The 22,385-nt window shown below is 65.3% G+C and carries 21 protein-coding genes; 7 read left to right on the top strand and 14 right to left on the bottom strand.

The window, feature by feature from the left end; translation table 11 throughout:
- Positions 1–87 precede the first annotated feature (87 nt).
- From JIP62_RS04470 to JIP62_RS04460, 3 genes are all read right to left on the bottom strand, one after another.
- Positions 88–1,617: a UbiD family decarboxylase gene (locus JIP62_RS04470; protein ID WP_201103711.1), complete on the bottom strand. Its 1,530-nt coding sequence runs from the start codon at positions 1,615–1,617 to the stop codon at positions 88–90.
- 107 nt (positions 1,618–1,724) lie between these two features.
- Positions 1,725–2,102, bottom strand: coding sequence for a response regulator (locus JIP62_RS04465; RefSeq protein ID WP_230974864.1), 378 nt, complete (start codon positions 2,100–2,102; stop codon positions 1,725–1,727).
- Positions 2,099–3,595, bottom strand: coding sequence for a sensor histidine kinase (locus tag JIP62_RS04460; protein ID WP_230974863.1), 1,497 nt, complete (start codon positions 3,593–3,595; stop codon positions 2,099–2,101). The genes JIP62_RS04465 and JIP62_RS04460 overlap by 4 nt, the downstream gene beginning before the upstream one ends.
- Before the next feature lie 143 nt (positions 3,596–3,738).
- Here JIP62_RS04460 and JIP62_RS04455 point away from each other — a divergent pair, with 143 nt between their 5' ends.
- Positions 3,739–5,262, top strand: coding sequence for a carboxylesterase/lipase family protein (locus JIP62_RS04455; protein ID WP_201103709.1), 1,524 nt, complete (start codon positions 3,739–3,741; stop codon positions 5,260–5,262).
- Positions 5,259–6,539: an Nramp family divalent metal transporter gene (locus JIP62_RS04450; RefSeq protein WP_230974862.1), complete on the top strand. Its 1,281-nt coding sequence runs from the start codon at positions 5,259–5,261 to the stop codon at positions 6,537–6,539. Before JIP62_RS04455 ends, JIP62_RS04450 begins: the two co-directional genes overlap by 4 nt.
- A 10-nt stretch (positions 6,540–6,549) precedes the next feature.
- Here JIP62_RS04450 and JIP62_RS04445 read toward each other — a convergent pair whose 3' ends face one another.
- The 4 genes from JIP62_RS04445 to JIP62_RS04430 are packed head-to-tail and all read right to left on the bottom strand — an operon-like array spanning position 6,550 to position 13,162.
- Entirely contained in the window at positions 6,550–7,344 is a 795-nt protein-coding gene (locus JIP62_RS04445) for a hypothetical protein (protein WP_201103708.1), read from the bottom strand.
- Positions 7,345–7,377: 33 nt separating this feature from the next.
- A complete protein-coding gene (parE, locus tag JIP62_RS04440; RefSeq protein WP_230974861.1) occupies positions 7,378–9,447 on the bottom strand; it encodes a DNA topoisomerase IV subunit B in 2,070 nt (689 codons plus the stop codon).
- Positions 9,416–10,759 (bottom strand): O-antigen ligase family protein, encoded by a 1,344-nt coding sequence (locus JIP62_RS04435; protein WP_230974860.1) that lies wholly within the window; start codon positions 10,757–10,759, stop codon positions 9,416–9,418. Before JIP62_RS04435 ends, parE begins: the two co-directional genes overlap by 32 nt.
- Before the next feature lie 60 nt (positions 10,760–10,819).
- A complete protein-coding gene (locus JIP62_RS04430; protein WP_201103706.1) occupies positions 10,820–13,162 on the bottom strand; it encodes an ATP-dependent helicase in 2,343 nt (780 codons plus the stop codon).
- A 145-nt stretch (positions 13,163–13,307) separates the two neighbouring features.
- Between JIP62_RS04430 and JIP62_RS04425 the strand changes: the two genes are divergently transcribed.
- On the top strand, positions 13,308–13,496 hold the full coding sequence (locus JIP62_RS04425) for a hypothetical protein (RefSeq protein ID WP_201103705.1): 189 nt from the start codon (positions 13,308–13,310) through the stop codon (positions 13,494–13,496).
- Between the two features lie 3 nt (positions 13,497–13,499).
- On the top strand, positions 13,500–13,790 hold the full coding sequence (locus JIP62_RS04420; RefSeq protein ID WP_230974859.1) for a hypothetical protein: 291 nt from the start codon (positions 13,500–13,502) through the stop codon (positions 13,788–13,790).
- A 54-nt stretch (positions 13,791–13,844) separates the two neighbouring features.
- On the opposite strand, the gene JIP62_RS04415 is transcribed toward JIP62_RS04420, so the two are convergent.
- Together JIP62_RS04415 and JIP62_RS04410 are read right to left on the bottom strand one after the other, a co-directional pair.
- The gene (locus JIP62_RS04415; RefSeq protein WP_201103704.1) at positions 13,845–14,558 is read right to left on the bottom strand and encodes an SIMPL domain-containing protein; all 714 of its coding nucleotides are present in this window, start codon (positions 14,556–14,558) and stop codon (positions 13,845–13,847) included.
- Positions 14,559–14,628: 70 nt separating this feature from the next.
- Positions 14,629–14,853: a ribbon-helix-helix domain-containing protein gene (locus tag JIP62_RS04410; protein ID WP_201103703.1), complete on the bottom strand. Its 225-nt coding sequence runs from the start codon at positions 14,851–14,853 to the stop codon at positions 14,629–14,631.
- 106 nt (positions 14,854–14,959) lie between these two features.
- Here JIP62_RS04410 and JIP62_RS04405 point away from each other — a divergent pair, with 106 nt between their 5' ends.
- A complete protein-coding gene (locus tag JIP62_RS04405; protein WP_230974858.1) occupies positions 14,960–15,889 on the top strand; it encodes a DMT family transporter in 930 nt (309 codons plus the stop codon).
- Here JIP62_RS04405 and JIP62_RS04400 read toward each other — a convergent pair.
- Positions 15,886–16,068, bottom strand: a complete 183-nt coding sequence (locus JIP62_RS04400) for a hypothetical protein (protein WP_201103702.1) — start codon at positions 16,066–16,068, stop codon at positions 15,886–15,888. The genes JIP62_RS04405 and JIP62_RS04400 overlap by 4 nt on opposite strands.
- Position 16,069: 1 nt before the next feature.
- Entirely contained in the window at positions 16,070–16,246 is a 177-nt protein-coding gene (locus tag JIP62_RS04395) for a DUF4169 family protein (RefSeq protein WP_201103701.1), read from the bottom strand.
- A 118-nt stretch (positions 16,247–16,364) separates the two neighbouring features.
- Here JIP62_RS04395 and JIP62_RS04390 point away from each other — a divergent pair, with 118 nt between their 5' ends.
- Positions 16,365–16,787 carry a YccF domain-containing protein gene (locus JIP62_RS04390; protein ID WP_201103700.1) on the top strand — a complete coding sequence of 141 codons (423 nt, stop codon included), beginning with the start codon at positions 16,365–16,367 and terminating at the stop codon, positions 16,785–16,787.
- Here JIP62_RS04390 and fumC read toward each other — a convergent pair.
- On the bottom strand, positions 16,784–18,184 hold the full coding sequence (fumC, locus tag JIP62_RS04385; protein ID WP_201103699.1) for a class II fumarate hydratase: 1,401 nt from the start codon (positions 18,182–18,184) through the stop codon (positions 16,784–16,786). The genes JIP62_RS04390 and fumC overlap by 4 nt on opposite strands.
- A gap of 138 nt (positions 18,185–18,322) precedes the next feature.
- Here fumC and JIP62_RS04380 point away from each other — a divergent pair, with 138 nt between their 5' ends.
- A complete protein-coding gene (locus tag JIP62_RS04380; RefSeq protein ID WP_230974857.1) occupies positions 18,323–18,691 on the top strand; it encodes a RusA family crossover junction endodeoxyribonuclease in 369 nt (122 codons plus the stop codon).
- Positions 18,692–19,020: 329 nt separating this feature from the next.
- Here the strand turns inward: JIP62_RS04380 and JIP62_RS04375 are convergent, their stop codons facing one another.
- On the bottom strand, positions 19,021–20,550 hold the full coding sequence (locus JIP62_RS04375) for a UvrD-helicase domain-containing protein (RefSeq protein WP_201103698.1): 1,530 nt from the start codon (positions 20,548–20,550) through the stop codon (positions 19,021–19,023).
- Positions 20,543–22,321 carry an ATP-dependent nuclease gene (locus JIP62_RS04370; protein WP_201103697.1) on the bottom strand — a complete coding sequence of 593 codons (1,779 nt, stop codon included), beginning with the start codon at positions 22,319–22,321 and terminating at the stop codon, positions 20,543–20,545. The genes JIP62_RS04375 and JIP62_RS04370 overlap by 8 nt, the downstream gene beginning before the upstream one ends.
- Between the last annotated feature and the right edge of the window lie 64 nt (positions 22,322–22,385).

The following is a 22,385-nucleotide window of genomic DNA, read 5'->3' as shown; positions in this document are numbered from 1 at the left end:
TCAGCCGTCACCCCGAATATCCGACCCATGCGAACCAGGGTCGCAGAGGGAGCGCGGTCGGCGGCCACTAGGGGGGCGGGGCAGCCCCTACTTCCAGATGGGCGTGCTGTCTCCGGGCAGGCCCAGGCGGTCCCACATCTGAGAGACGCGATCGACCACGTCTGCATCCATGCGGATCTCCTCGCCCCATTCCCGTTGCGTCTCCGGCGGCAGCTTATCGGTGGCATCCAGTCCGATCTTGGAGCCCAGGCCGCTCTCCGGGCTGGCGAAGTCCAGATAGTCGATCGGCGTGCCTTTGATGACGGTGATGTCGCGGGCCGGGTCCATCTTGGTCGAGATGGCCCACATCACGTCCTTCCAGTCGCGGGCGTTGATATCGTGGTCCACCACGATGATCCATTTGGTGTACATGAACTGGCGCAGATAGCTCCAGATACCCAGCATCACGCGCTTGGCATGGCCGGGATAGGCCTTCTTCATCGACACCACGGCGATGCGATAGGAACACCCCTCGGGCGGCAGCCAGAAGTCCACGATCTCGGGGAACTGGGCGCGCAGCAGGGGGATGAAGACTTCGTTCAGGGCCTCGCCCAGCACACTGGGCTCGTCCGGCGGGCGGCCGGTAAAGGTGGTCAGATAGAGGGGGTCGCGGCGCATCGTGATTGCGCTGACCTGAAAGACCGGGAAGGTCTCGACCGAGTTGTAATAGCCGGTGTGGTCGCCGTAGGGGCCTTCCTCGGCGTGCTCGTCCAGCAGGACGTGGCCCTCCAATACGATTTCGGCCTGGGCCGGGACCATCAGGGGCACGGTCTTGCAGGGGACCAGTTCGGCCTTGGCCCCGCGCATCAGGCCGGCGAACTGATATTCCGACAGGGTGTCCGGTACCGGCGTGACGGCGGCCAGGATGGTTCCGGGATCGGCTCCCAGAACGACGGCACAGGGGAGGGGCTCGCGCTTGCCGGCCTTCTTGTGCCGGGCATAGTGCTGGGCCCCGCCGCGATGGGCCAGCCAGCGCATGATGGCCTTGTCCTTGCCCAGCACCTGCATCCGATAGATGCCCAGGTTGAAGTCGTCCTCGCGGTCTTCGCCCGGGCCCTTGGTCACGACCAATCCCCAGGTGATCAGCGGTGCGGGCTCTCCCGGCCAGCAGGTCTGAACAGGCAGGGCCGTCAGGTCGATCTGTTCACCCTTCAGCACGACGTCCTGGACCGGAGCCGATTTCACCACCTTCGGCCGCATTCCCATGACCGTCTTGGCCAGGGGGAGCATGTCGAATGCCTCGCGCAGGCCACGCGGCGGCATCGGGTTCTTGAGAAAGGCCAGCAGCTCGCCGACCTCACGTAGTTCGCCGGCCGTGGTGCGGGTCCGGCCTTCCAGCGTCACGCCCATGGCGACCCGCTTCACCGTGCCGAACAGATTGGCCAGGGCCGGGATGGGGCTGATGGAGCCGTCCGGCATGACCGGTTTTTCAAACAGCACCGCCGGCCCGCCATTGCGCAGCAGACGGGTCTGGATCTCGGTCATCTCCAGAACGGTGGACACCGGTTCCGACACGCGAACCAGCTCGCCCTCCGCCTCCAGCATGGCGATGAAGTCGCGCAGGGATTTATAGGCCATCGGCACACGCTATCGTTCAGGGATCGCCCACCTAAGCCTTGGGACGTGCAGGGGGTCAATCATCGCGCCGGGCGACAGTGACGCAGGGTGTCAGACGTGCGAGCCGGTCAGGCTTCGGCCACGCCCATGGCCTTCATCAGGGCCTGGCGGATGGCCGCTTCGGTGAAGGGCTTCTGCACCGTGGCGTGGCCGCGCCATTCGTCAGGCAGGCCACCTTCGCCATAGCCGGTCGAAAAGACGAAGGGCACGCCGCGCGCCGTCAGCGCCGCCGCCACCGGGAAGACCTGGCTGCCAGCGACATTCACGTCCAGCAGGGCAGCGTCCAGCTCAGGCTCGTCCGCAGCCATGGTCAGACCCTCGGCGACGCTGGACGCCGGCCCCACGGGTGTGCACCCCATGTCTTCGAGAATCGTTTCCAGCAGCATGGCGACCAGGGATTCGTCTTCGACGACCAGTACCCGGCGACCGTTCAGGCCATTGCTCAACTTATCTGTCCCTTGGTCAGTGGAACCGAAAGTTCCGCTTCGAAGCCTTCGGCTGCGTAGCTCAGTTTCACCTCGCCCGCCAGATCATGACGAACGTTGCGTTCGATCAGTCGACTGCCGAATCCGCGTCGCACGGGGGGACTTACGGCGGGGCCGCCGATCTCGCGCCAGACCAGGTTCAGCCGCCGCTCGGGCGCCTCGCTCACGGACCAGTCGACCATCACCCTGCCATCGGTCGTCGACAGGGCCCCGTACTTGGCGGCATTGGTGGCCAGTTCGTGGAAGATCATGCCCAGCGACAGGGCTGCAGCGGGCGGCAGGGCCAGATGCGGGCCGTTGGCCAGGACCCGGTGGCACCCGTGGGCCTCGGTCTCATGCTTCAGCACGTCTTTCAGATCGGCCCCTTCCCAATGACTGCGCGTCAGCAGGTCATGGGTGTGCGACAGGGACATCAGCCGGGCCTGAAAGGTCTCGGCGAAAGAGGCCGGATTGCTGTGCGAGCGGGCGGTTTGCATGGCAATGGACTGAACCGTCGCCAGGGTGTTCTTCACCCGGTGGTTCAGTTCGTCGATCATCAACTTCTGGCGCTGCGCAGCCAGGACGCTGTCGGTGACGTCGTGGCCCTGAACGAAGATACCAGCCACCTGGCCGTCGGCGTCACGGATCGGCTGGTAGGCGAAATTGACGAACCGTTCCTGGATCGGGCCGTCCGCGCTGGTCTGGAAACTGACCGGGGCCTCGCGACCTTCGATCGGTTCACCCGTGGCGAAGACGCTGTCCAGCAGTTCGTAATAGCCCTGGCCGTCGACGTCCGGCAGCGCTTCGCGAATGGGCTTGCCCACCACGCTGCCGCGGCCAATCAGATGGCCATAGGCGGCATTGTGCATATCGAACACATGCTCTGGACCGCTGAGAATGGCGACAAAGCCGGGCGCAGACATGAACAGGTCGATCAGGCGATTGCGCTCGGTCTCCAGCCGTCGATTATCCTCCTGCACCAGCTGGGCGCGGCGCATGACATTGCCGCCGATCATGGCGTCCAGCGCGCTGATCGTTTCGGAGTCGTTCAAGCCGTGCTGGCGACGCAGGCGTTCCAGTTCGGTGATGTCGTTGGTGTGCTGCAGCAGATAGGCAACCTTGCCTTCGGCATCCAGGATCGGCGTGTGGGTGGCGCTCCAGTACCGGTCCTCGAAGTTCACCTTCCCGTCCGGCCCCTTCTTCGGGATGGAAAACCGGACCAGGGCCAGGTGGTCGCGCTGGCGCGTGTCGCGGGCCTTCTCGAGCGAGGCCTTCACCTGGCGGACGTTTTCGGGGGCTTCCTCTCCCGGCCCGGAATCGAAAGCGGCAAACAGCGGGCGATCGATGATGTCCTCGCGCCGACTGTTGGTCACCTCCAGATAGGCGTCATTCATCCCTGCGATGCGGAGATCGGGGGTCAACAGCACATAGGGATTGGGTGAAGCGTCAAATGCTGTCGCAAGATCTGCGGACACCGCGCCGGATTTAGCCAGGTCTTTCAATATTCCCCCGCCGCGCTGGACGCGTGACTCCTCACGGCCCGATGTCTCGCAATGCCAAAGCGCAACTTTGGTTCCAGCATTTGTGCAACGCGCTCACGATCGCCTAGTCTGGCCTCATGTTCATTGCCAACTTGTTGTCGACGGTCGCCGTTCTGATGTCCCCCTTACCCGAGCCTGAAGCTCCCCCGATCGTCGCCGTGGCACAGGGCGAACTGGTCGGCAGGGTCGAGGACGGCATCGCAGCCTATAAAGGCATACCCTATGCCGAGCCCCCGGTCGGGCCGCTCAGATGGCGCGCGCCGCGGCCGCCGCTGGCCTGGGCGACGCCACGCGATGCTGGTTCCTATGGTGCCCTGTGCATCCAGCCCCCCGGCAATGGCGATCCGGGTGTCGGCCCTGGCCCGATGAGCGAGGACTGCCTGACCCTGAACGTCTGGGCACCCGCTGATGCTGAGGGGCCGCTGCCGGTCATGGTGTGGATCCATGGCGGAGGTATGAACAACGGATCGGGAACCGCGACCCTTTACGATGGACGCAATCTGGCGCGGCGCGGCGTGGTCGTGGTCACCGTGAATTACCGGCTGGGACGGCTGGGCTTTTTCGACCACCCGGCCCTGGCGGCCGAGCGGACCGAGGATGAGCCGGGCGGCAACTACGGCATGATGGATATCGTCGCCTCGCTGGAATGGGTGCGGGACAATATCGGCGCTTTCGGCGGGGATCCGGCCAATGTGACCGTATTCGGAGAATCGGCCGGGGGCGCGGCGGTGACGCGGCTGATGATCTCGCCCAAGGCGAGAGGCCTGTTCCATCGCGCGGTCGTGCAGTCCGGCCTGGGACGCGATACCGGGACGCCGCTGGACCGGCCCTCCGCCATCGGCGGTGCGTCATTGCAGGATCGCGGCTTGAACTATGCCTGGAACCTGACGACGGCGGACCAGCTGCGGGCGATCCCGGCCGAAACCCTGCTGACGCCTGCGCCCAGTTTCTACGGCGGAGACAATCTGGTCATCGACGGACAAGTGGTCACCAGGGATGTCGAGCCCGCCTTTGCTGCCGGGCTTCAGGCCCCGGTCCCCTTCATGATCGGAACCAACAGCGCCGAATTCTGGTGGATGAAGCCGACCGACCTCAGCCCCTATGGCGAGATCGACGACGCCCTGACCTTTGAGGAGCGCGAGACCCTTTATGCCGCCTATGGCGGCGAGGCCGGGTACAATGCCCATGTGGTCAGTGACCTGGCCTTCAACGAACCGGCCCGCAACCTTGCCCGGCTGCACGCGCGGGCCGGGCATCCAACCTATCTCTACCGCTTCGACGTCGTGCCCGACCCCAGTCCCGAACCTCAGCACGAGGGCGCGACCCACGCGTCCGAACGGCCCTATGTGTTCGACAATCTGTGGACCACCAACTGGCCGATGGGCGAACGGGACCAGAGGGCGGCGACCGCCATGGCCGACTACTGGACGACTTTTGCCCGCTCCGGCGATCCCAATGGCGTGGGCCGGCCCACTTGGCCGGACTTCCGGGAAGCAACTGATCGGCTGCTGGAGTTCACCAATGACGGACCGGTCGACAAGCCGATCCCCTTTGCCGAACGTCTGGACCTGATCCAGGCCTATTACGAGCGCGTGCGTTGACCGATCCCCGGCCCGATGCCGTGCCGCCCAAACGCCTGTCCCTGATCGGGCCGGGAATTGTGGTTGCGGCAACAGGGGTCGGAGCCGGTGACCTGGTCGCGACGCTGATCGCCGGATCGCGGTTCGGCTATGCTCTGCTGTGGGCGGCAGTTCTGGGCGCGGTTCTAAAGATCGCCTTGGCCGAAGGCGTCGGGCGATGGGTCCTGTCGTCCGGGCGCACCATCTTCGACGGATGGTCCAGTCTGCCGGGGGCGACCCTGATGGGCGGACGGTTGAACTGGGCCGGGGTCTATTTCGGCCTCTATGTCGTTGTCTGGGGCTTCGTCTATGGGGCGGCGGCGATGACGGCCACGGCCCTGCCGCTGGCGGCCCTGGTTCCATTGCTGGACCTGAAGACCTGGGGAATCCTCAGCGGCCTTGCAGGGCTCGGCATGGTCTGGTTCGGCAATTATCGCCTGTTTGAGACCGTGATGACCGCACTGGTGGGCGTGATGTTCGTGACCGTGGTCGGTCTGGCCATCATCGTGACCCCTGACCTTCCGCGCCTTTTGACCGGGATGTGGCCTACCCTGCCGCCGGGATCGGTCTTCTATACCCTGGGGCTGATGGGGGGCGTCGGCGGGACGATCACCATGGCCGCCTATGGATACTGGCTGAATGCCAAGGGCTGGCGAGGTCCGGCCTGGATCGGCGTGATGCGGATCGACAACCGCATCGCCTATGGCGTCACCGGCCTTTTCGTCGTCGCCATGTTGATCGTGGGGGCTGAGCTGCTGCACGCGGGCGGCATCGCCCTGGCGGGGGGCGAGCGGGGCCTGCTGGACCTGGACCGGGTGCTGCGCGACCGGTTCGGACAGCTGGTATCGGTGATGTTCCTGATCGGCTTCTGGGCCACCTCCTTCACCAGCCTGCTGGGCGTCTGGCAGGGGGTCAGCCTGATGTTCGCCGACTTCACCGCCCATCTGGCCGGACGCTCTGCGGACGAAGGGGCCAGAGGCGACCGCAGCCCGGCGTTCCGGGCCTATGTGCTGTGGCTGACCCTCCCGCCCATGCTGCTGCTGTTCATGGACCGCCCCTTCGGCCTGATCGTGGCCTATGGCGTGCTCGGCAGCCTGTTCATGCCCTTCCTGGCGGGAACGCTTTTGTGGCTGCTGAACTCCAGCCGGGTGCCGCCCGAATGGCGCAGCGGCTGGGTGTCCAACCTCCTGCTGGGCGGAGCCGCGGTGTTGTTCGCGATCCTGGCGGGGCGAGAACTTGTCGGGTTGTTCAGCGGATAGGCGTCATTGCCTAGCGTTCGGCTGCTACGATCGTGATGTCGTCTCCCAGAACCTCGAACATTTTCTCGCCAGCGATTACGTAGATCGGCATCCGGTTCTGCAGGGAAAGGAATACGTGGGTCTCGACCGGGGCGCTGGATACTATCTGCGTAACATAGAGACCCGCAGTTGGGCCTTGTGAACCCGTGGGGTCGAGGTTCATCGACACACAGGTGTTGCTCAACTGATCCCGGCTCAGAACCTCGCGACCATCGGTGCTAATGTGGAAGCGGTAGTGGCCTCCCATCGGTACGACTTTGGCATCCGTCGTCGCAGTCAGCAGCCACACCAACCAGCCATCACCGTCAGGATCGTCGGCGACCACAGTGTTCAGATTGGGTGAGCAGCGCAGCGGACCAATGCCTTCGATCGCAGTTTGCCGCGCTCGGAAGCGAGCCTGTTCCAAGTCCGAAAGGGGCTGGCCGGTAACGACCTTGACGGGACCTGCGCGACCGGCAGTCACCATGATGTCCCAGCCTGCCGAGATCGTTTCGCCATCGCGGGTGACGAAGCGAACCAGACGATCTGGCCCATCGCCCGTTACGATCCAGCCAGCGATCCCCTTCGGCTGGGCACCCGCCAGATGGGCGATCAGGGCATCCGTCGCCACCCAGGCAGCGACGTCCTGAATATAGATTTCACGCCCCATGGCCTCGATCTTTTCCAACGGCCATTCGGCGATCGGAACAGGCGCGGGGGCATCCTGGGCCAAGCTGTGCGGAGCAACCACAACCGAGGCAGCAGCGAGAAGGGCGGCTATACGCATTGGGAACTCCCGATCAATGCGAAGACGCTAGTCTCACACGTCCAGATCGGCCACCGCGAACTGGGCATTTTCCTGGATGAACTGGAAGCGGGCATCCGCCTTCTTGCCCATCAGCCGCTCGACCAGATCCTCGATCTCTTCTTCCGAAGCTGGCAGGGAGACACGGGCCAGGGTCCGCTTCTTGGGATCCATGGTGGTCTCCTTCAGCTGGGAGGCCATCATCTCGCCCAGGCCCTTGAACCGGCCCAGTTCAACCTTCTTGCCTTTGAAGGTCGTCGCCATCAGCTCATCACGATGCGCCTCGTCGCGGGCATATTCGCTCAGCGGGCCGCTGGACAGGCGATAGAGGGGCGGCAGGGCCATGAACAGGCGGCCCTGGCGGATCACCTCGGGCATGGTGCGATAGAAGAAGGTGATCAGCAGCGCTGCAATATGGGCACCGTCCACATCGGCGTCGGTCATGATGACGATACGCTCATAGCGCAGGTCATCGATGTTGAACTTCTGCCCCGCCTGGACGCCCAGGGCCAGCATCAGATCGGACAGTTCGGCATTGGCCCGCAGCTTGTCCGCCGTGGCCGAGGCAACGTTCAGGATCTTGCCGCGCAGGGGCAGGATGGCCTGGGTATTGCGGTCGCGCGCCTGCTTGGCCGAGCCACCGGCCGAATCCCCCTCGACGATGAAAAGCTCGGTGCCGTCGGCCCCCTGGCGCGTACAGTCCGACAGCTTGCCCGGCAGGCGCAGCTTGCGCGTGGCGGAGGCGCGCTGCACCTCCTTGTCCTTGCGACGACGCAGCCGGTCTTCGGCCCGTTCGATCACGAAGCTCAGCAGGCTGTTCGCCTGTTTCGGGCTTTCGGTCAGCCAGTGGTCCAGCGGATCGCGCAGCAGCTGTTCCACCAGACGGTGGGCTTCGGGCGAAGACAGGCGGTCCTTGGTCTGGCCCTGGAATTCCGGATTGCGGATGAAGACCGAGATCATGGCCCCGGCATTGGCGATCACGTCCTCGGCGGTGATCTGAGCCGCGCGCTTTTCGTTCGTCAGTTCGCCGTACGCCTTCAGCCCCTTGACCAGGGCTGCGCGGAAACCGGCTTCATGCGTTCCGCCATCGGGCGTGGAAACGGTGTTGCAGTAAGAGGAGACGAAGCCGTCGGCCTCTCCGAAGCCGATCGGCGACCAGGTGACCGCCCATTCCACCGCACCGGCCTCGCCCTTGCGCTCGACCCGACCGGCGAAGGCCGGGGTGACGGTTTCCAACTCGCCGATCCGCTCGGCCAGGGCATCGGCCAGACCGTTGGGAAAGTGGAAGACCGCCTGAGCGGGGGTCGCATCGGTGATCCGTTCGGGCGAGCAGGTCCAGCGGATTTCCACGCCGCGGAACAGATAGGCCTTGGACCGCGCCATGCGGAACAGACGGGCCGGCTTGAAGGCCGCGCCGGTGCCGAAGATTTCCTCGTCCGGCTTGAAGGCGATCAGGGTGCCGCGCTTCTTTGACGGTGCGCCCTTGGCGATGGACCCCAGCGGCAGGCCCCGGCTGAAGCTCTGGCTCCATTCATGGCCGTCGCGCCAGACGGTGACGTCGAGCCGTTCCGACAGGGCGTTGACGACGCTGACGCCCACGCCGTGCAACCCGCCGGATGTCTCATAGGCCTTGCCCGAGAACTTGCCGCCGGAATGGAGCACCGTCATCACCACCTCCAGCGCAGACTTGCCGGGGTGTTTGGGGTGCGGATCGACCGGGATGCCGCGACCGTCGTCCCGGACCGAAAGACGGCCCTCGGCGTCCAGATCGACGGTAATCAGCTTGGCATGGCGGGCCACGGCCTCGTCCATGGCATTGTCCAGCACCTCTGCGAACAGGTGGTGCAGGGCCCGTTCGTCGGTGCCGCCGATATACATGCCCGGGCGCTTGCGGACCGGCTCCAGTCCTTCCAGCACCTCGATCGAGGAAGCGGAATAGGAACCCGGCACCGAGGGCGCGGCAGGGGCCGAGGGCTGCGCCGGTTCGACGCGGGCCGGCGCCGGGGTAACCGGAGGCGCTACCGTAGCAGGCCGGGGCGGCTCGGGGACATCATCAAACAGGGAAGGGGCGGCGGGATGGGCCATGGGCATAGTCTGGCGCGATTCGGGGAGCCGTCTGGTAGGCTCGGCGCGGCCTTGCCGCAAGCGGTGCCTGCAAAGCCTGTGGATCGGGCAGGATTGCCCTGGTCATCGCGGCCATGAACAGGACCCAGGGCAGGCCCTGATGCGCCAGCAGAACGCTCTCAGACAGGCTCAGAACCAGAAAGGCGACCATGAAGGCCAGGGCCCACCAGCCTTCTTCGGCTCCCGCCGTATTGGACCGGATCAGCCCGATCAGGACGGTCGTGCCCATCATGACGCCGACGATGATGGTCCCGGGCCAGCCGACCTGGATCAGCAGGTCGATCCAGCCGTGGTGAGCATTGGGAACCAGCCAGCCGGTCTCCAGCCGGATCCAGTCCGCCGGTACGGAATCGCGACCCCAGAAGGCCCCATAGCCAAAGCCGGTCCAGGGCCGTTCGGCCACTCGCCGCATCAGGGCGGCCCAGATCTCGGTGCGCCCGGTCAGCGACGGATCCTTGCCCAGCAGTTCGAGGATTTCCACCGAATGGCTGGACCAGATCATATAGCCGAGGGCCGCCGCGACCACGCCGCCCCAGACGGCGGCAATGCTGAAGACTGCCCCGCCGCGCTTCATGGCCCAGAAGCCCCCGACGATGCCCAGGCCGATAGACAGGCACAGCAGCGAGGTCTTGGACTGGGTCACCAGCACCAGCAGTGAGGTCAGCCCCAGGGCGATGAAGGGCAAAAGCCGCCGGTCGTCCGGCGAGGCCAGACAGGCCGCCGACGCCGTCGCAGCGATCACCATGACCGCGCCCATCTGGTTCTTCTCGTACCAGAGCCCGCGCCACAGGCCCGCGTTGTCCGCCTGATGGATGCCGATGGCCGGAAAGGCGAAGACCATCACCAGGCTGCCGACCGCCATGATCAGACCTGCATGCATCAGCAGGCGCGGCAGATGGGCACCACGGAAAACGGCACCCAGATAAAGGGCGAAGGCTCCGCTGATGGCCAGGGCGATCGATCGCCGCTCGGTCGTCTCGGCGTCGATCGACCAGAAGCTGGAGGCATAGGTAATGGCGACCAGCACGAGCACGGCAATCGCCGCCGGCCAGACCCGCCACATCCGATCCAGCCGATAAAGGATCATGCCGGCAATCGCGGCATAGACCGGCAGCCAGATCAGGCGCAGCACCGGCGTCTCTTCCTGGGTCGGGGCGAACACAGGCCCGATCAGTGCGCCGGTCAGCATGGCGATGATGCCGATGCAGATCGCCTGCTCCCACCATGTGGGACCAGGGTCGCTCAGGCCGGATTGGAAGCGAGGCGCGCGCACGGCCACAGCGTGGGCGCTACGGCTTAATGTTGCGTTAGGCGTCCAGCGCTCGATGGCGCGTCACGCCTTCTCCACGAAGGTGTCGATGACCTTCTTTTCGCCGGCCTTTTCGAACGCAACGACCAGTTTGTTGCCTTCGATGGTGCGGATGGAGCCATAGCCGAACTTCTGGTGAAAGACGCGCTCGCCCCTGGCCCAGCCTGCGCCGGACTTCGGGTCGGCGGTGGCGATCAGACGCCCATCGCCCTCGATCACCGCGTGCCGCGCGTGGGCAGAGCGCGGCGTCTGGCGAGCGGTGAAGGCCTTGGCGCGCTGCCACCCCGGCGACGAATAGCCCGCCCCGAAGCTGGGGGCATCGTCCCAGCGGGACTTGGCATCCTTCATGCCCGGGGTCGCGCCGTAATAGCCGGTGTCGCTCTGGGCCTCGACGTGGTCCATCGGCAGTTCGTCAACGAAGCGGCTGGGCAGTTGGGTGGTCCAGCGGCCATAGACCAGCCGGTTGGCGGCAAAGCTGATCCGCGCGTCCTGCTTGGCCCGGGTCACGCCGACGTAGGCCAGGCGGCGTTCCTCCTCCAGGCCCTTTTCGCCCTTTTCGTCGATGCTGCGCTGGCTGGGAAAGACGCCTTCCTCCCAGCCGGGCAGGAAGACCAGCGGGAACTCCAGCCCCTTGGCCCCGTGCAGGGTCATGATCTGGACCGCACCCGCGCCATCCGGGTCGTCACCGGCCCCGCGATCCAGGTCCATGACCAGGGATACGTGTTCGAGATAGGCCCCCAGAGTCTCGAACGACTGCATGGCCACAACCAATTCCTTCAGGTTGTCCAGCCGGGTCTGACCCGTGACGCGGTCGGCCTTCTGCATGTCGGTATAGCCGCTCTCTTCCAGCACGGTCTCGGTGACCGACCAGTGAGGCGTGTCGCCGGCCAGGGCGCGCCAGCGGTCCAGATCGCGCACGAAGGTGGACAGGGCGGTGCGCGTGCGGGCCTGAAGCTCGTCCGAGGTGATCAGGTCGCGGACGGCCGTCATGGCCGAGACGCCGTTCTGGCGCGCAATCTGCAGGATCTTCTGCACGCTGGTGTCGCCGATGCCGCGCTTGGGGACGTTGACGATGCGTTCAAACGCCAGATCGTCGTCTTCGGACTGGATCAGCCGCAGATAGGCATGGGCATCGCGGATTTCGGCCCGCTCGAAGAAGCGGGGGCCGCCGATGACGACATAGGGTACGGCCAGCATGACCAGCCGCTCTTCGAACGCCCGCATCTGGAACGAGGCGCGGACCAGAATGGCCATGTCCTTGTAGTTCATACCCTGTTTGCGGGCCGTCTCGATTTCGTCGGCGATCAGGCGCGCCTCGGCCTCGCCGTCCCAGACGCCGCGCACGCGAACTTTTTCACCCGACTGATCCTGGGTCCAAAGGGTCTTGCCCAAACGATCGCGGTTGGACGCAATCAGGCCCGATGCCGCCCCCAGGATGTGGCTGGTCGAGCGATAGTTTCGTTCCAGCTTGATGATGCGGGCCCCGGGAAAGTCCCGCTCGAACCGCAGGATGTTGTCGACCTCGGCCCCGCGCCAGCCATAGATGGACTGATCATCGTCACCCACGCAGCAGACATTGCCGGTCGAGGCGGTCAGCAGCCGCAGCCACAGATACTGGGCGACGTTGGTGTCCTGATATTCGTCGACCAGGATGTAACGGAACCGCGCGCGGTATTCCTCGGCGATGTCGGCGTGCTTCGACAGAATGGTCAGGTTGTGCAGCAACAGATCGCCGAAGTCGCAGGCGTTCAGCGTCGCGAGACGGGATTGATAGGCGGCATAAAGGGTCTGGCCCTTTCCATTCGCGAAATCCTCGGAAGGGGGCAGTTTGTCGGGCGTCCAGCCGCGGTTCTTCCAGTGATCGATCAGCCCGGCCAGCGATTTGGGCGTCCAGCGCTTGGTGTCGATATTGGCCGCTTCCAGCAGCTGTTTCAGCAGCCGCTCCTGATCGTCGGTGTCCAGGATCGTGAAGCTGGACTTCAGGCCGACCAGTTCTGCATGGCGCCGCAGGATCGAGGCCGCCACGCTGTGGAAGGTGCCCAGCCAGCGCAGCCCTTCTGCTAAGGGGCCGATCAGATGGGTGATGCGCTCTCGCATTTCCCGCGCGGCCTTGTTGGTGAAGGTGACGACCAGCAACTCCCACGGCCGTGCCTTTCCGGTCGCCAGGATATGCGCCAGCCGCGTCGTCAGCACCCGCGTCTTGCCCGTGCCGGCCCCGGCCAGGACCAGAACGGGCCCCTCGGTCGTCTCGACCGCCATGCGCTGCTCGGGGTTCAGCCCGGACAGATAGTCGCCGCCGCCTTCGCCGCCCGGTGGACGGGCGCGGGCCAGGTCGGACAGGCGGGGCGTAGGCAGGAAATCGTTCACGGGCACCAAAGGGCAGGTATGCAGATTCGACGGAACATAATGAGCACAAGCGGCGATGTCAGCGCCTGTGCCGAAATGCCCAAGCGGAACCGTCGGCGCTCACCAATCGTTGCTGCGCCATCTGAAACCCTGGAGGGACTGTATTATGGCTGACAACACCAACAGCGGCGGCGGCAATGCCGGTCTGGCCTTCATCGTCGGCGGTATCGTCGTGGTGCTGGCGATCATCGCCTACTTCGTCTTCGCGCGCGGCGGCATGGAGCCCGAAGCCAAATCCGTCGACGTTGACGTGAACCTGCCGGAAGTCTCGGCCCCTGCCGTTCCGGGCAACTAAGCCATGACCGACCCCAATGCGCCGCCGCCTGAAGAGCGGCCGATCCATCACACCACGATCAATACGGCCCCGGTCGAGCGTCGCGGCGGTGGAGGGTTCCTGCCCTTCGTCATCGGCGGCCTTTTGGTGCTGGTCCTGATCATCGGCTGGGTGGTCTATTCCGGCGGCGTCACCGCACCGTCGTCGGACACCAAGGTGGACGTCGACGTGGATATCCCCGCCCCGCAAATGCCCGACCTGCCCGAGGCCCCCAGCCTGCCGCCGGTCGAGCCGCCCTCGGTTCCCGCGAACTGATATGCACCCGTCGCCTCTCCATCCGCCTCGCGGAAGGGAAGGCGGCGGAGCGATCTATTTCAGCTGATAGGTGATGGTCGTCACCACCCGCACCCTCTTGTTCAGGGAGGTGCTCTCGGCGTCGACATCCTCACGCGCCAGAATCTCGAATGACCCCTGCGTCGCGCGGCTGATAGGCCCCAGGGCCGCCCCCGAATCCTGAGCAAACTTCTGGGCTCCGGTCCGCGCGGAGGCCGTCGCCTCGCCGATCATGGCGGGGCGAACGTCGTTCAGCTTGGTGAAGACATAGGTCGGGGCCGTGAAGTCCAGGACGACGCCCTGACGCACCAGGTCATTGAGTGCGCGCTCGGTCTGAGCCACGCGCGCCACGTCATTGGTCCGCACGATCACCGTCTGGGCCATGATATAGCGCGGCGTCCCAGGCTGGGCGGCATAGTCGCGGTTCTTGGTGTCCGTGACTTCCAGTCGGCCCAAGTTGACGATGTCGTCGGCATATCCCTGGCCCTTCAGAAAGGCGCGGACGATGGCCAGATCGGCATCGATCTGGCTCTGCACCGCCGACAGCTCCTCGCCGGACGCGGTGAACCGCAAGGACAGGACGGCCAGGTCCGCAACGACATTGCGCTCTGACACACCGCGCACCGTGACCGATCGGTCGCCCACCCGGGCATTGACGATGCCCTGGCCGACAAGGGCACCGCCCGCGATCAGCCCGATGGCAAGCGCACCGCCGAGCACGGCGGCGGGGATCAGCTTCTGGTCAATCATGGCGGCGTCATCCTCGGGCGGGTCTCTCAGCGACCTCTGTTCGGTCACCTTGCGCCTGCCGCTGGCAGTGTCAACCGACCTCATCTGCCGGTCGTCGCGTCGCCTCCGCAAGGGCGGCCAGACGGCAGGCGGAGGCGAGCGGCCGGCGCCCGCGGTTGGCGTCGATCCGTGCCAGCAGCGCAGCCCCGCTCAAGCCCTCGGACGCAGCCAGGCGATCCAGCAAGGCCCAGAATTCCGGTTCCAGCGCCACCGACGTAGCGTGACCGGACAGGACCACGGATCGCTTCTTCAACATGGTCTATGACTAGCCCAACCCGCGGACGGCGACCAGTTTGGGCTTGTGTGCCGCCCCGTGCGCGTTCAGGGAACCGGTCCCGCCCGCAGAGCCGAAATCCATCGCCGTGTCCCCGTCCCAGCCCAGCCGACCCGCCTTCGTCCGCCCGTCCGCCGCAACGCTGGCCATTGTCGGTGTGGGCATCTGCGCCCTGATCTGGGGGACGACCTGGTATGCGATCACCTGGCAGTTGGGCACGGTCGATCCGATCGTGTCCTGCGTCTGGCGCTTCGGTCTGGCCGCTATGATCTTGTTCGCCGGGTGTCTGGTGACTGGGCGCTCGCTGGTGCTGAACCGGACACAGCATCTGGCAGCCCTGGGACAGGGGGCGTTCGTCTTCGCGGTCAGCTATGCCTTCGTCTATGCGGCCGAGGGTCTGGTGGCCTCGGCCATCGTTGCCGTGATCTTTGCGGCCTTGGCCTTCCTCAACCTGATCCTCTTCCGCGTCGCGGCGGGCCAGAAGGCTGCGGCCCTGTCGTGGCTGGGGGCCGGTCTGGGTGTCGTCGGGGTGGTCGTGCTGTCAGGCGGCGAGGTCGTCGGCGCGAAGATGGAGCCTGCGGCCGTCCTGGGCATCGCCTTTGCCGTGATCGCTGTGTGCAGTTCAGCCGTAGGCAACTTCTTTTCCTGGCGCGGTCAGATGGCGGGGGCTCCTGTCATCCCCTCGACCGCCTGGGCCATGGCCTATGGCACCGGTCTGCTGGCGCTGTACGGCCTGATCACCGGCGTCAGCTGGAGCATTGATCTGTCGGCCGGATACCTGCTTTCGCTGCTCTATCTGTCGCTGTTCGGGTCGGTGATCGCCTTCGTGCTGTACTTCACCATTGCCCGGGCGCGGGGCTATGCCCTGGCCAGCTATATCTCCGCCCTGACCCCGCCGATCGCCATGCTGGTGTCGGTGGTGTTCGAGGATGCCCGGTTCGGGTGGACCGCCCTCGTCGGCTTGGTGCTGGTGCTGGCGGGGCAGGGGCTGCTGATCCGCGCACCCAAGGTCGTCTAGCCGAACCAGCCGCGCTTCTTCTTTTTCTGGAGCCCATCGGCGGGGGAGGCCGCCTCGCGCGCCGCCTTGGCCGCCGCCAGCTTCATGCGCCGTTCGCGCTCGCCCTTGACCCGCTGCGCGACCAGCATGGGGATCAGGCCGTGGACCAGGCGGGGGTCCTTCTTGGGATCGTCGGCCATGTCAGTCCTCCCGTTTGCTGCCGTCGAGCAGGCGCTGCAGGCGCTCGCGTTCGGCCGCTGCGGCGTCGCGTTCGGCCTTCGAGCGGCCATGGGCTACCCGGTTGACGGCGGCCTGGTCCTTGGCCTCGCTTCGGGCGCGAGCCTTTCGGGCCTTGTTCAGATTGATGACATCGCCCATGCCGCTCTCCGGTGCGCAGCGGCGAACTTACCACGAATTCACCCTGCGCCACCTGTCAGACGGCGGCGGAGCGCCCTACCTTGAGCTGGCGGGCGACGGGCCCGTCCGGAGACCGTGAATGATCCGCCTGATCCTGAACATCCTGTGGCTGATCTTCGGAGGCTGGCTGTCGGGCCTGCTGTGGCTGATCGGCGGGGCGATCCTGGCGATCACCGTCGTCGGCCTGCCATGGAGCTTCGCCGCCTGGCGGATCGCCAGCTATTCCTTCTGGCCGTTCGGCCGTGAGGTCGTCTGGGCCGGCGAGGCCGGGGGCCGGGACGTCGGTTGTTTCGGCGTCGGGCTGAACGTGATCTGGTTCGTCTTTGCCGGCTGGTACATCGCCCTGTCGCACCTGATCATCGCCGTGGCCGAGGCCATCACGATCATCGGCATTCCCTTTGCGATCAAGGACCTGGAGCTGGCCAAGCTGGCCCTCGCTCCGGTCGGTGCCACGATCCGCGACAAGCCTTGGTCGCGGACCGTAGCCCCCGAAGCCTCTTAGCCCGGCGAGATCATCTTCTCGGGCCGCACCGCCTCGTCGAACTCGGCATCGGTCAGATAGCCGCCGCCGACCGCCTCTTCGCGCAGCGTCGTGCCGTTCTTGTGTGCGGTCTTGGCGATCTTGGCGCAGGCGTCATAGCCCAGCTTGCCATTCAGGGCGGTGACCAGCATCAGCGAGTTGTTCAGGCCGCGCTCGATGTTGTCGATCCGCGGCTCGATGCCGACGACGCAGTTTTCGGTGAACGACACCGCCGCATCGGCCATCAGGCGCACCGACTGCAGGAAGTTGTACGCCATCACCGGGTTGAAGACGTTCAGCTCGAAATGACCCTGCGATCCGGCGAAGGTGATCGCCGCGTGGTTGCCGAACACCTGGACGCAGACCTGGGTCAGCGCCTCGCACTGGGTCGGATTGACCTTGCCCGGCATGATCGACGAGCCCGGCTCGTTCTCCGGCAGGGCCAGTTCGCCCAGACCCGAGCGCGGGCCAGAGCCCAGGAAGCGGATGTCGTTGGCGATCTTGAACAGGCTGGCGGCGACCGTGTTGATCGCCCCGTGGCTCATGACCATGGCGTCGTGGGCGGCCAGGGCCTCGAACTTGTTGGGGGCGGTCGTGAACTTCAGGCCGGTGATGGAGGCGATCTTGTCCGCCACGCCCTCGGCAAAGCCCACAGGGGCGTTCAGGCCGGTGCCGACGGCGGTGCCGCCCTGGGCCAGCTGCATCAGGTCGGGCAGGGTGGTCTCGATCCGCTCGATGCCCTTGGTCACCTGCTGGACATAGCCGGAGAACTCCTGGCCCAGCGTCAGGGGCGTCGCGTCCTGGGTGTGGGTGCGGCCGATCTTGATAATGCCCTTCCAGGCCTCGGCCTTGTCGTTCAGGGCATTACGCAGCTGTTGCAGAGCGGGCAGCAGCCGGTGGACCACCTCTTCGGCGCAGGCGACGTGCATGGCCGTGGGATAGGTGTCGTTCGACGACTGGCTCATATTGACGTGGTCATTGGGGTGGACCGGCTTCTTGGACCCCATCTCCCCGCCCAGCATCTCGATGGCGCGGTTGCTGATGACCTCATTGGCATTCATGTTCGACTGTGTGCCCGAGCCGGTCTGCCAGACCACCAGCGGGAAGTGGTCGTTCAGCTTGCCCTCGATGACCTCGTCGGCCGCCTTGACGATGGCGTTGCCGATGGCCGGATCCAGACGGCCCAGGGCCATATTGGTTTCGGCAGCGGCGCGTTTGACGATGCCAAGGGCCCGCACGATCGGCAGCGGCTGCTTCTCCCAGCCGATCTTGAAGTTGCCCAGCGACCGCTGCGCCTGCGCTCCCCAATAGCGGTCGGCCGCGACCTCAATCGGGCCGAAGGTGTCGGTTTCACTGCGGTGGGTCGGGCGCTCGGTCATGGGAAGGGTCTCTTCGGCTTGGCTCTCGGTGCGCGGGGGGTGTAGCACGGGCCTGCGACCGAACAAGCGCGAGAGCAGTCGAGGAATGGGCATGTCAGATGTCCCGATCAGGATAATGGTCGGCGGGTCCGCCGGACCATGTCTTATCCCATGAACCGCGAATGGATCGTGTCGGGCAAGGTCCGCGCGCGCGAGGTCGGCGAGGTCGTCGAGATCATGATCGACGGCCTGACGACCCAGGCGAAATACTACAAGCCGCTGGTCTATGAATTCTTCCGCAAGGAATGGCGGGGCTCACGCCCGTCCTATGGCGACTATGTCGTTGAGATCGTGATGGAGCATGTGGGCGACCCGCCCTGGATGGACCTGGATAATCTGGCCAAGGCGCTGCTGGACGCCATCAAGGGCTATCTGTTCCACGACGACGCCCAGGTCGCCCGCCTGCTGGTTGAGCGAAAGGAAGGCGAACGCGAACGGATCACGATCCGCGTGTTTCCAAGGGTCTGAAGTCAGGGACGATGGTGGGTGATGTAGGGTCGCCTTTTTCAGCTGCGCGAAACAAACAAAATCAACAGGATAGCCGTTCGCACATGCAATAACTTTGCATAAGTTTTGTACAGGGTTCTGCATCAGCCGATTTCAAGCCTTCAATCCACATGACCCATCCGACAAGTTTTTGCCATATTTCGCCGCGGGCTTAGCTGCCGCTTTTGACTCATTTGCGAAGTTGTAAGGCCTGCTGGTCGGCATTTGGACGCGAAGGTACCCGATCTCCGACGTCCTTAGTCGTTCGCAACTCTTCCGACATTCTGCGGCCCGGCCGGCTGAACACCCCCTCAGGCGACGTTGAACAGCGAGCTGGGATTGTTCTGCGATACGACGATGGTTAGCGAGTGCCTGGCCCGGCTGAGCGCGACATAGAGCTTGCAGCGGGCATACCGGGTTCCGCCGAACTGGTCGCGGTCGCCGGCGATCAGCACGGCGTTGTCGCACTCCAGACCCTTAGCTTTGTGGATCGTGCTCAGCGTTCTGGCGGGTGGCACCGGCATCGCCTGTGACCGCCGCCGGGCGATCTCCGCATAGCCTTCGTCGGGACAGGCGAAGGCTTTCAGGCGGATCGCATCGCGAAGCTCGCTGCGGTGGACGACCTTAATGTCGCCGAAGCCATCGGCCTTGGCGTCCACGAGATCGCTTAACTCTTTCAGGGCGAGGGCGACGCCTCGATGGTCGGGCGACGCTAAAACATGGTGGGCGAGCCGCTGGATGTTGCCCGGCTTACCGCGCGCCGACTTAGCGCAACCGTCGCGCACCTCTTTGACCAGCCGGTCTCCATGGCTCCCGGCCGAAAAGCCGCTGCCTGCGATGGAGGAGGCGAACCGAACGACGCCTTGCGCGAGCTGTTCGGCGTCACCTCTGTGGGCCTTGGCGGTCTGTACCAAGTCCGCTAGGGCCGATCGCGTATGGCCCTCCCAGACAGGGATGCGTCGTCCCCAGAACGCGCTTAACGCCCCGACGCGCTCGTTGCTGGCGGCCAAGACCATGACCGGACCTTGCACCGCCGCGTCGATCGGCGTGCGTTGCGCGCGACTTACCTGGTAGGCCGTGCGCGCGGGCGAAACGTTATCGGCGCGCACGATGTGCAGCCCCTGCACGGCCGGCCCGTTCAGCGGTACGGATCGGCCCGCCTTGAGTTCAGTTCGGGCGGCGAGAACCCACTGACCGAGGGCGGGAGTTCCCGCTTGCCAACGGTGGGGGTGAGCCAGTTCGTCGAACGCCGCGCTCTCCTTCAGCGCCTCCCACTGTGCGAGCGCGGCGGCCATAGCCCTGTCGGACTTGTCGCTGGCGAAGATTGCCTGGAGCGGATCGCCGAAAATCCGCAACCGCGCGCCGCCCAGACGAAGCGCCATGATGGTGCGATGCTGCGCTTCGCTGGCGTCTTGGTGCTCGTCGCAGACTATGACCGGATAGCGCTGTGCCAGCGCCTGGCGAACGATCGGATGCCGTTCCAAATAGCCCGCGACCTTCTCCGCCATGATCCCAAAGCCAGCGCCGTCATCCTGGTAGGCCCACGTCGAGAGGTTGTCCGGCAGGCCGAGCGCGCGGCGATAGAGGGTCGCAACCTGGCCGATGAGGGAGTCTAGTGTCCGTATGTCCACGCGCGCGGACAGGCCGCGCGTGCGCTCTGCGAAAACACCACAGGCGCCATGTGTGTGCGTGAGGATCAGCAGCCGGCCCTGGCCCAGCGTCTGCGACATGTCCCGCGCATAGGCTGCGCCCTGGAAGGTCTTTCCGCATCCCGCCGGCGCCTCGATGACGACCAACGGCTCGTCCGATCTCAACAATGCCGCGACGGAGACGTCAGACACGGTCGAGGCTTTCAATCGCCGGCATCGCCACTGCGGTCAGGATGGCGTTGAGGAGCGGCAGGACGACCGGCTCCATCTTCGGCCAGACGTCATCGGCCAGTGCGTAGCCGGCCAGATCGTAGCCGCCCGGCCTCGACTTGAACCATCGTCCGGCGTGAGCCTTCCACTCCTTCTCCGCGCCCTCGGGTGCTTCCGTCGCATCGCCGGTGGCGGCCGCGATCATCACCTGTCGTAGCGATCCGCCGCTGGCCGCCAAGGCCGCGCGGATGGCCGACAGCGACTTGTCCTCAATACCGAGCCGCGTCGCCAAGGTGCGAAGGCGTTCGCCGTCCCAGCCGCCAGCCGCCGTCTTCAGAAGGTCCGGCAGCCGACCTTCCGGAAGGAGGTCGATCACTATCTTTTCGGTGCAGGCACCGTCCCATCGCAAAAGGCGGTCGCCCATGGCCTGCTTGAGCGTGGTCCATCGACCGGCCTGCTTGCCTTCATCATCGGCGATGGCCGCGAAACTTACGCGCGCCTCTCCTAGGGCCTCGAGCAGGCCAAGGGTCTGCTGGTTTCCTTGGCCGTCGCAAAGTCGGACACCAACATTCAGGGGATCGCCCTTGAAGGCTAGCTCCAGCAACCGCCGCAGGAACCCGATTTCGGTGGGGCCTTCTGCGATCACCGCTAGCTTGGCCAAGAAGGTCTCCGGATCGCGCTGCTGCTGGGCAGCGATCTTATCCTGCACCAATTCGCCGATCCGTCCGGCCGGGTCCATATACCAAAGCTTGCCCCAGTGGGCGCAATGGACCGCGACGGGACTATGGGTCGTGACGAAGCATTGGCCGAACGTGCTTTGCAGCACGGCCATGAGCTGGCGAAGCCGGTAAGGCTCCAGCCCCCGCTCGATCTCGTCGATGACGGTGACGGGATTATCGGCTTGGATCGACGAGGCAATTTCCAACGCAGCCATCCGGCGTGTTCCCGCGCCCCAGCTCGCCAAAGGGAGAGCTACGCCGTCGCGATCAGCCAGCAAGCCGATTAAGGCACCGATGGAAAGCCCCTGGCTTGCTGTCAGGCCCAGTTGGACGCCGTGCGGCAGAGAGGCAGCGATCAAGCGCTTGTCCAGCCGCTGTAGCGCCCTGAGACCATCGTCCCCCACGGGAGCGGCGAAGTCCTGCTCGGCTACCTGTTTGGCTATGCGCGCTTTGATCGCCGGATCTGCCAAGAGCCGGTCTAGCGCTGAACCGAACACCAAGCGCAGATCACGGTCATTGCGGTCGTCAGCGCTCAGCCGGATCAGTCCGATTTTCTTTCGAAACGCGGTCGACAAGGGAATGGTGCTGTCGTCAGGCTGGACGAACTCCCACACCAACTCCAGATCGGGGGTTCCTCGGACGCGCAGCCGGTAAACAGGATTTGTGGCTTCCGCGACATTGCCGTCTTGCGGATTGCCCGGAAGGGCGGCGTCCTCGCCGTTCCACTCCCACGGCATGAGCAGCGTCGGGAGACTGGTGGGATCGACGCTGTTCGCCAAGGAGACGACGCCCTCGATCGAGAACTCCGTGGTGTTGTCGCGCCGCCAGTAGTCAGTCTCTGACACTGTCCCGGCGTTGGATGCGCTCAGCAGCAGACCGACGGCGTCGAGAACCGTCGTCTTACCGACATCGCCGCCGCCGAGGAGCAGGTTAAGGGTCGGATCAGGCCGCCAGTCGAGCGCCCTCAGCCCACGGTACTGGCGGATCGACAGCTTCCGGATGACCGCGTGCTTATGCGGTTCGACTTGGTTCATTTCGCCTCCTGCGGCGGAGGCTATCACAACCTCCGCTCACCTGGCGCGCGGCCTCTCTACAGGT

It is taken from the genome of Brevundimonas vitisensis (genome assembly GCF_016656965.1).
Lineage (GTDB): Bacteria > Pseudomonadota > Alphaproteobacteria > Caulobacterales > Caulobacteraceae > Brevundimonas > Brevundimonas vitisensis.
This window is presented reverse-complemented; position numbering and strand designations above follow the sequence as displayed.

Coding starts and splice junctions, on each gene's coding strand:
- JIP62_RS04470 (WP_201103711.1), bottom strand. CDS start 1,617: ATGGCCTATAAATCCCTGCGCGACTTCATCGCCATGCTGGAGGCGGAG.
- JIP62_RS04420 (WP_230974859.1), top strand. CDS start 13,500: ATGACCGACCCCAATGCGCCGCCGCCTGAAGAGCGGCCGATCCATCAC.
- JIP62_RS04400 (WP_201103702.1), bottom strand. CDS start 16,068: ATGGCCGACGATCCCAAGAAGGACCCCCGCCTGGTCCACGGCCTGATC.
- JIP62_RS04455 (WP_201103709.1), top strand. CDS start 3,739: ATGTTCATTGCCAACTTGTTGTCGACGGTCGCCGTTCTGATGTCCCCC.
- JIP62_RS04415 (WP_201103704.1), bottom strand. CDS start 14,558: ATGATTGACCAGAAGCTGATCCCCGCCGCCGTGCTCGGCGGTGCGCTT.
- JIP62_RS04445 (WP_201103708.1), bottom strand. CDS start 7,344: ATGCGTATAGCCGCCCTTCTCGCTGCTGCCTCGGTTGTGGTTGCTCCG.
- JIP62_RS04410 (WP_201103703.1), bottom strand. CDS start 14,853: ATGTTGAAGAAGCGATCCGTGGTCCTGTCCGGTCACGCTACGTCGGTG.
- JIP62_RS04395 (WP_201103701.1), bottom strand. CDS start 16,246: ATGGGCGATGTCATCAATCTGAACAAGGCCCGAAAGGCTCGCGCCCGA.
- fumC (WP_201103699.1), bottom strand. CDS start 18,184: ATGACCGAGCGCCCGACCCACCGCAGTGAAACCGACACCTTCGGCCCG.
- JIP62_RS04370 (WP_201103697.1), bottom strand. CDS start 22,321: ATGAACCAAGTCGAACCGCATAAGCACGCGGTCATCCGGAAGCTGTCG.
- JIP62_RS04380 (WP_230974857.1), top strand. CDS start 18,323: ATGTCTTATCCCATGAACCGCGAATGGATCGTGTCGGGCAAGGTCCGC.
- JIP62_RS04390 (WP_201103700.1), top strand. CDS start 16,365: ATGATCCGCCTGATCCTGAACATCCTGTGGCTGATCTTCGGAGGCTGG.
- JIP62_RS04425 (WP_201103705.1), top strand. CDS start 13,308: ATGGCTGACAACACCAACAGCGGCGGCGGCAATGCCGGTCTGGCCTTC.
- parE (WP_230974861.1), bottom strand. CDS start 9,447: ATGGCCCATCCCGCCGCCCCTTCCCTGTTTGATGATGTCCCCGAGCCG.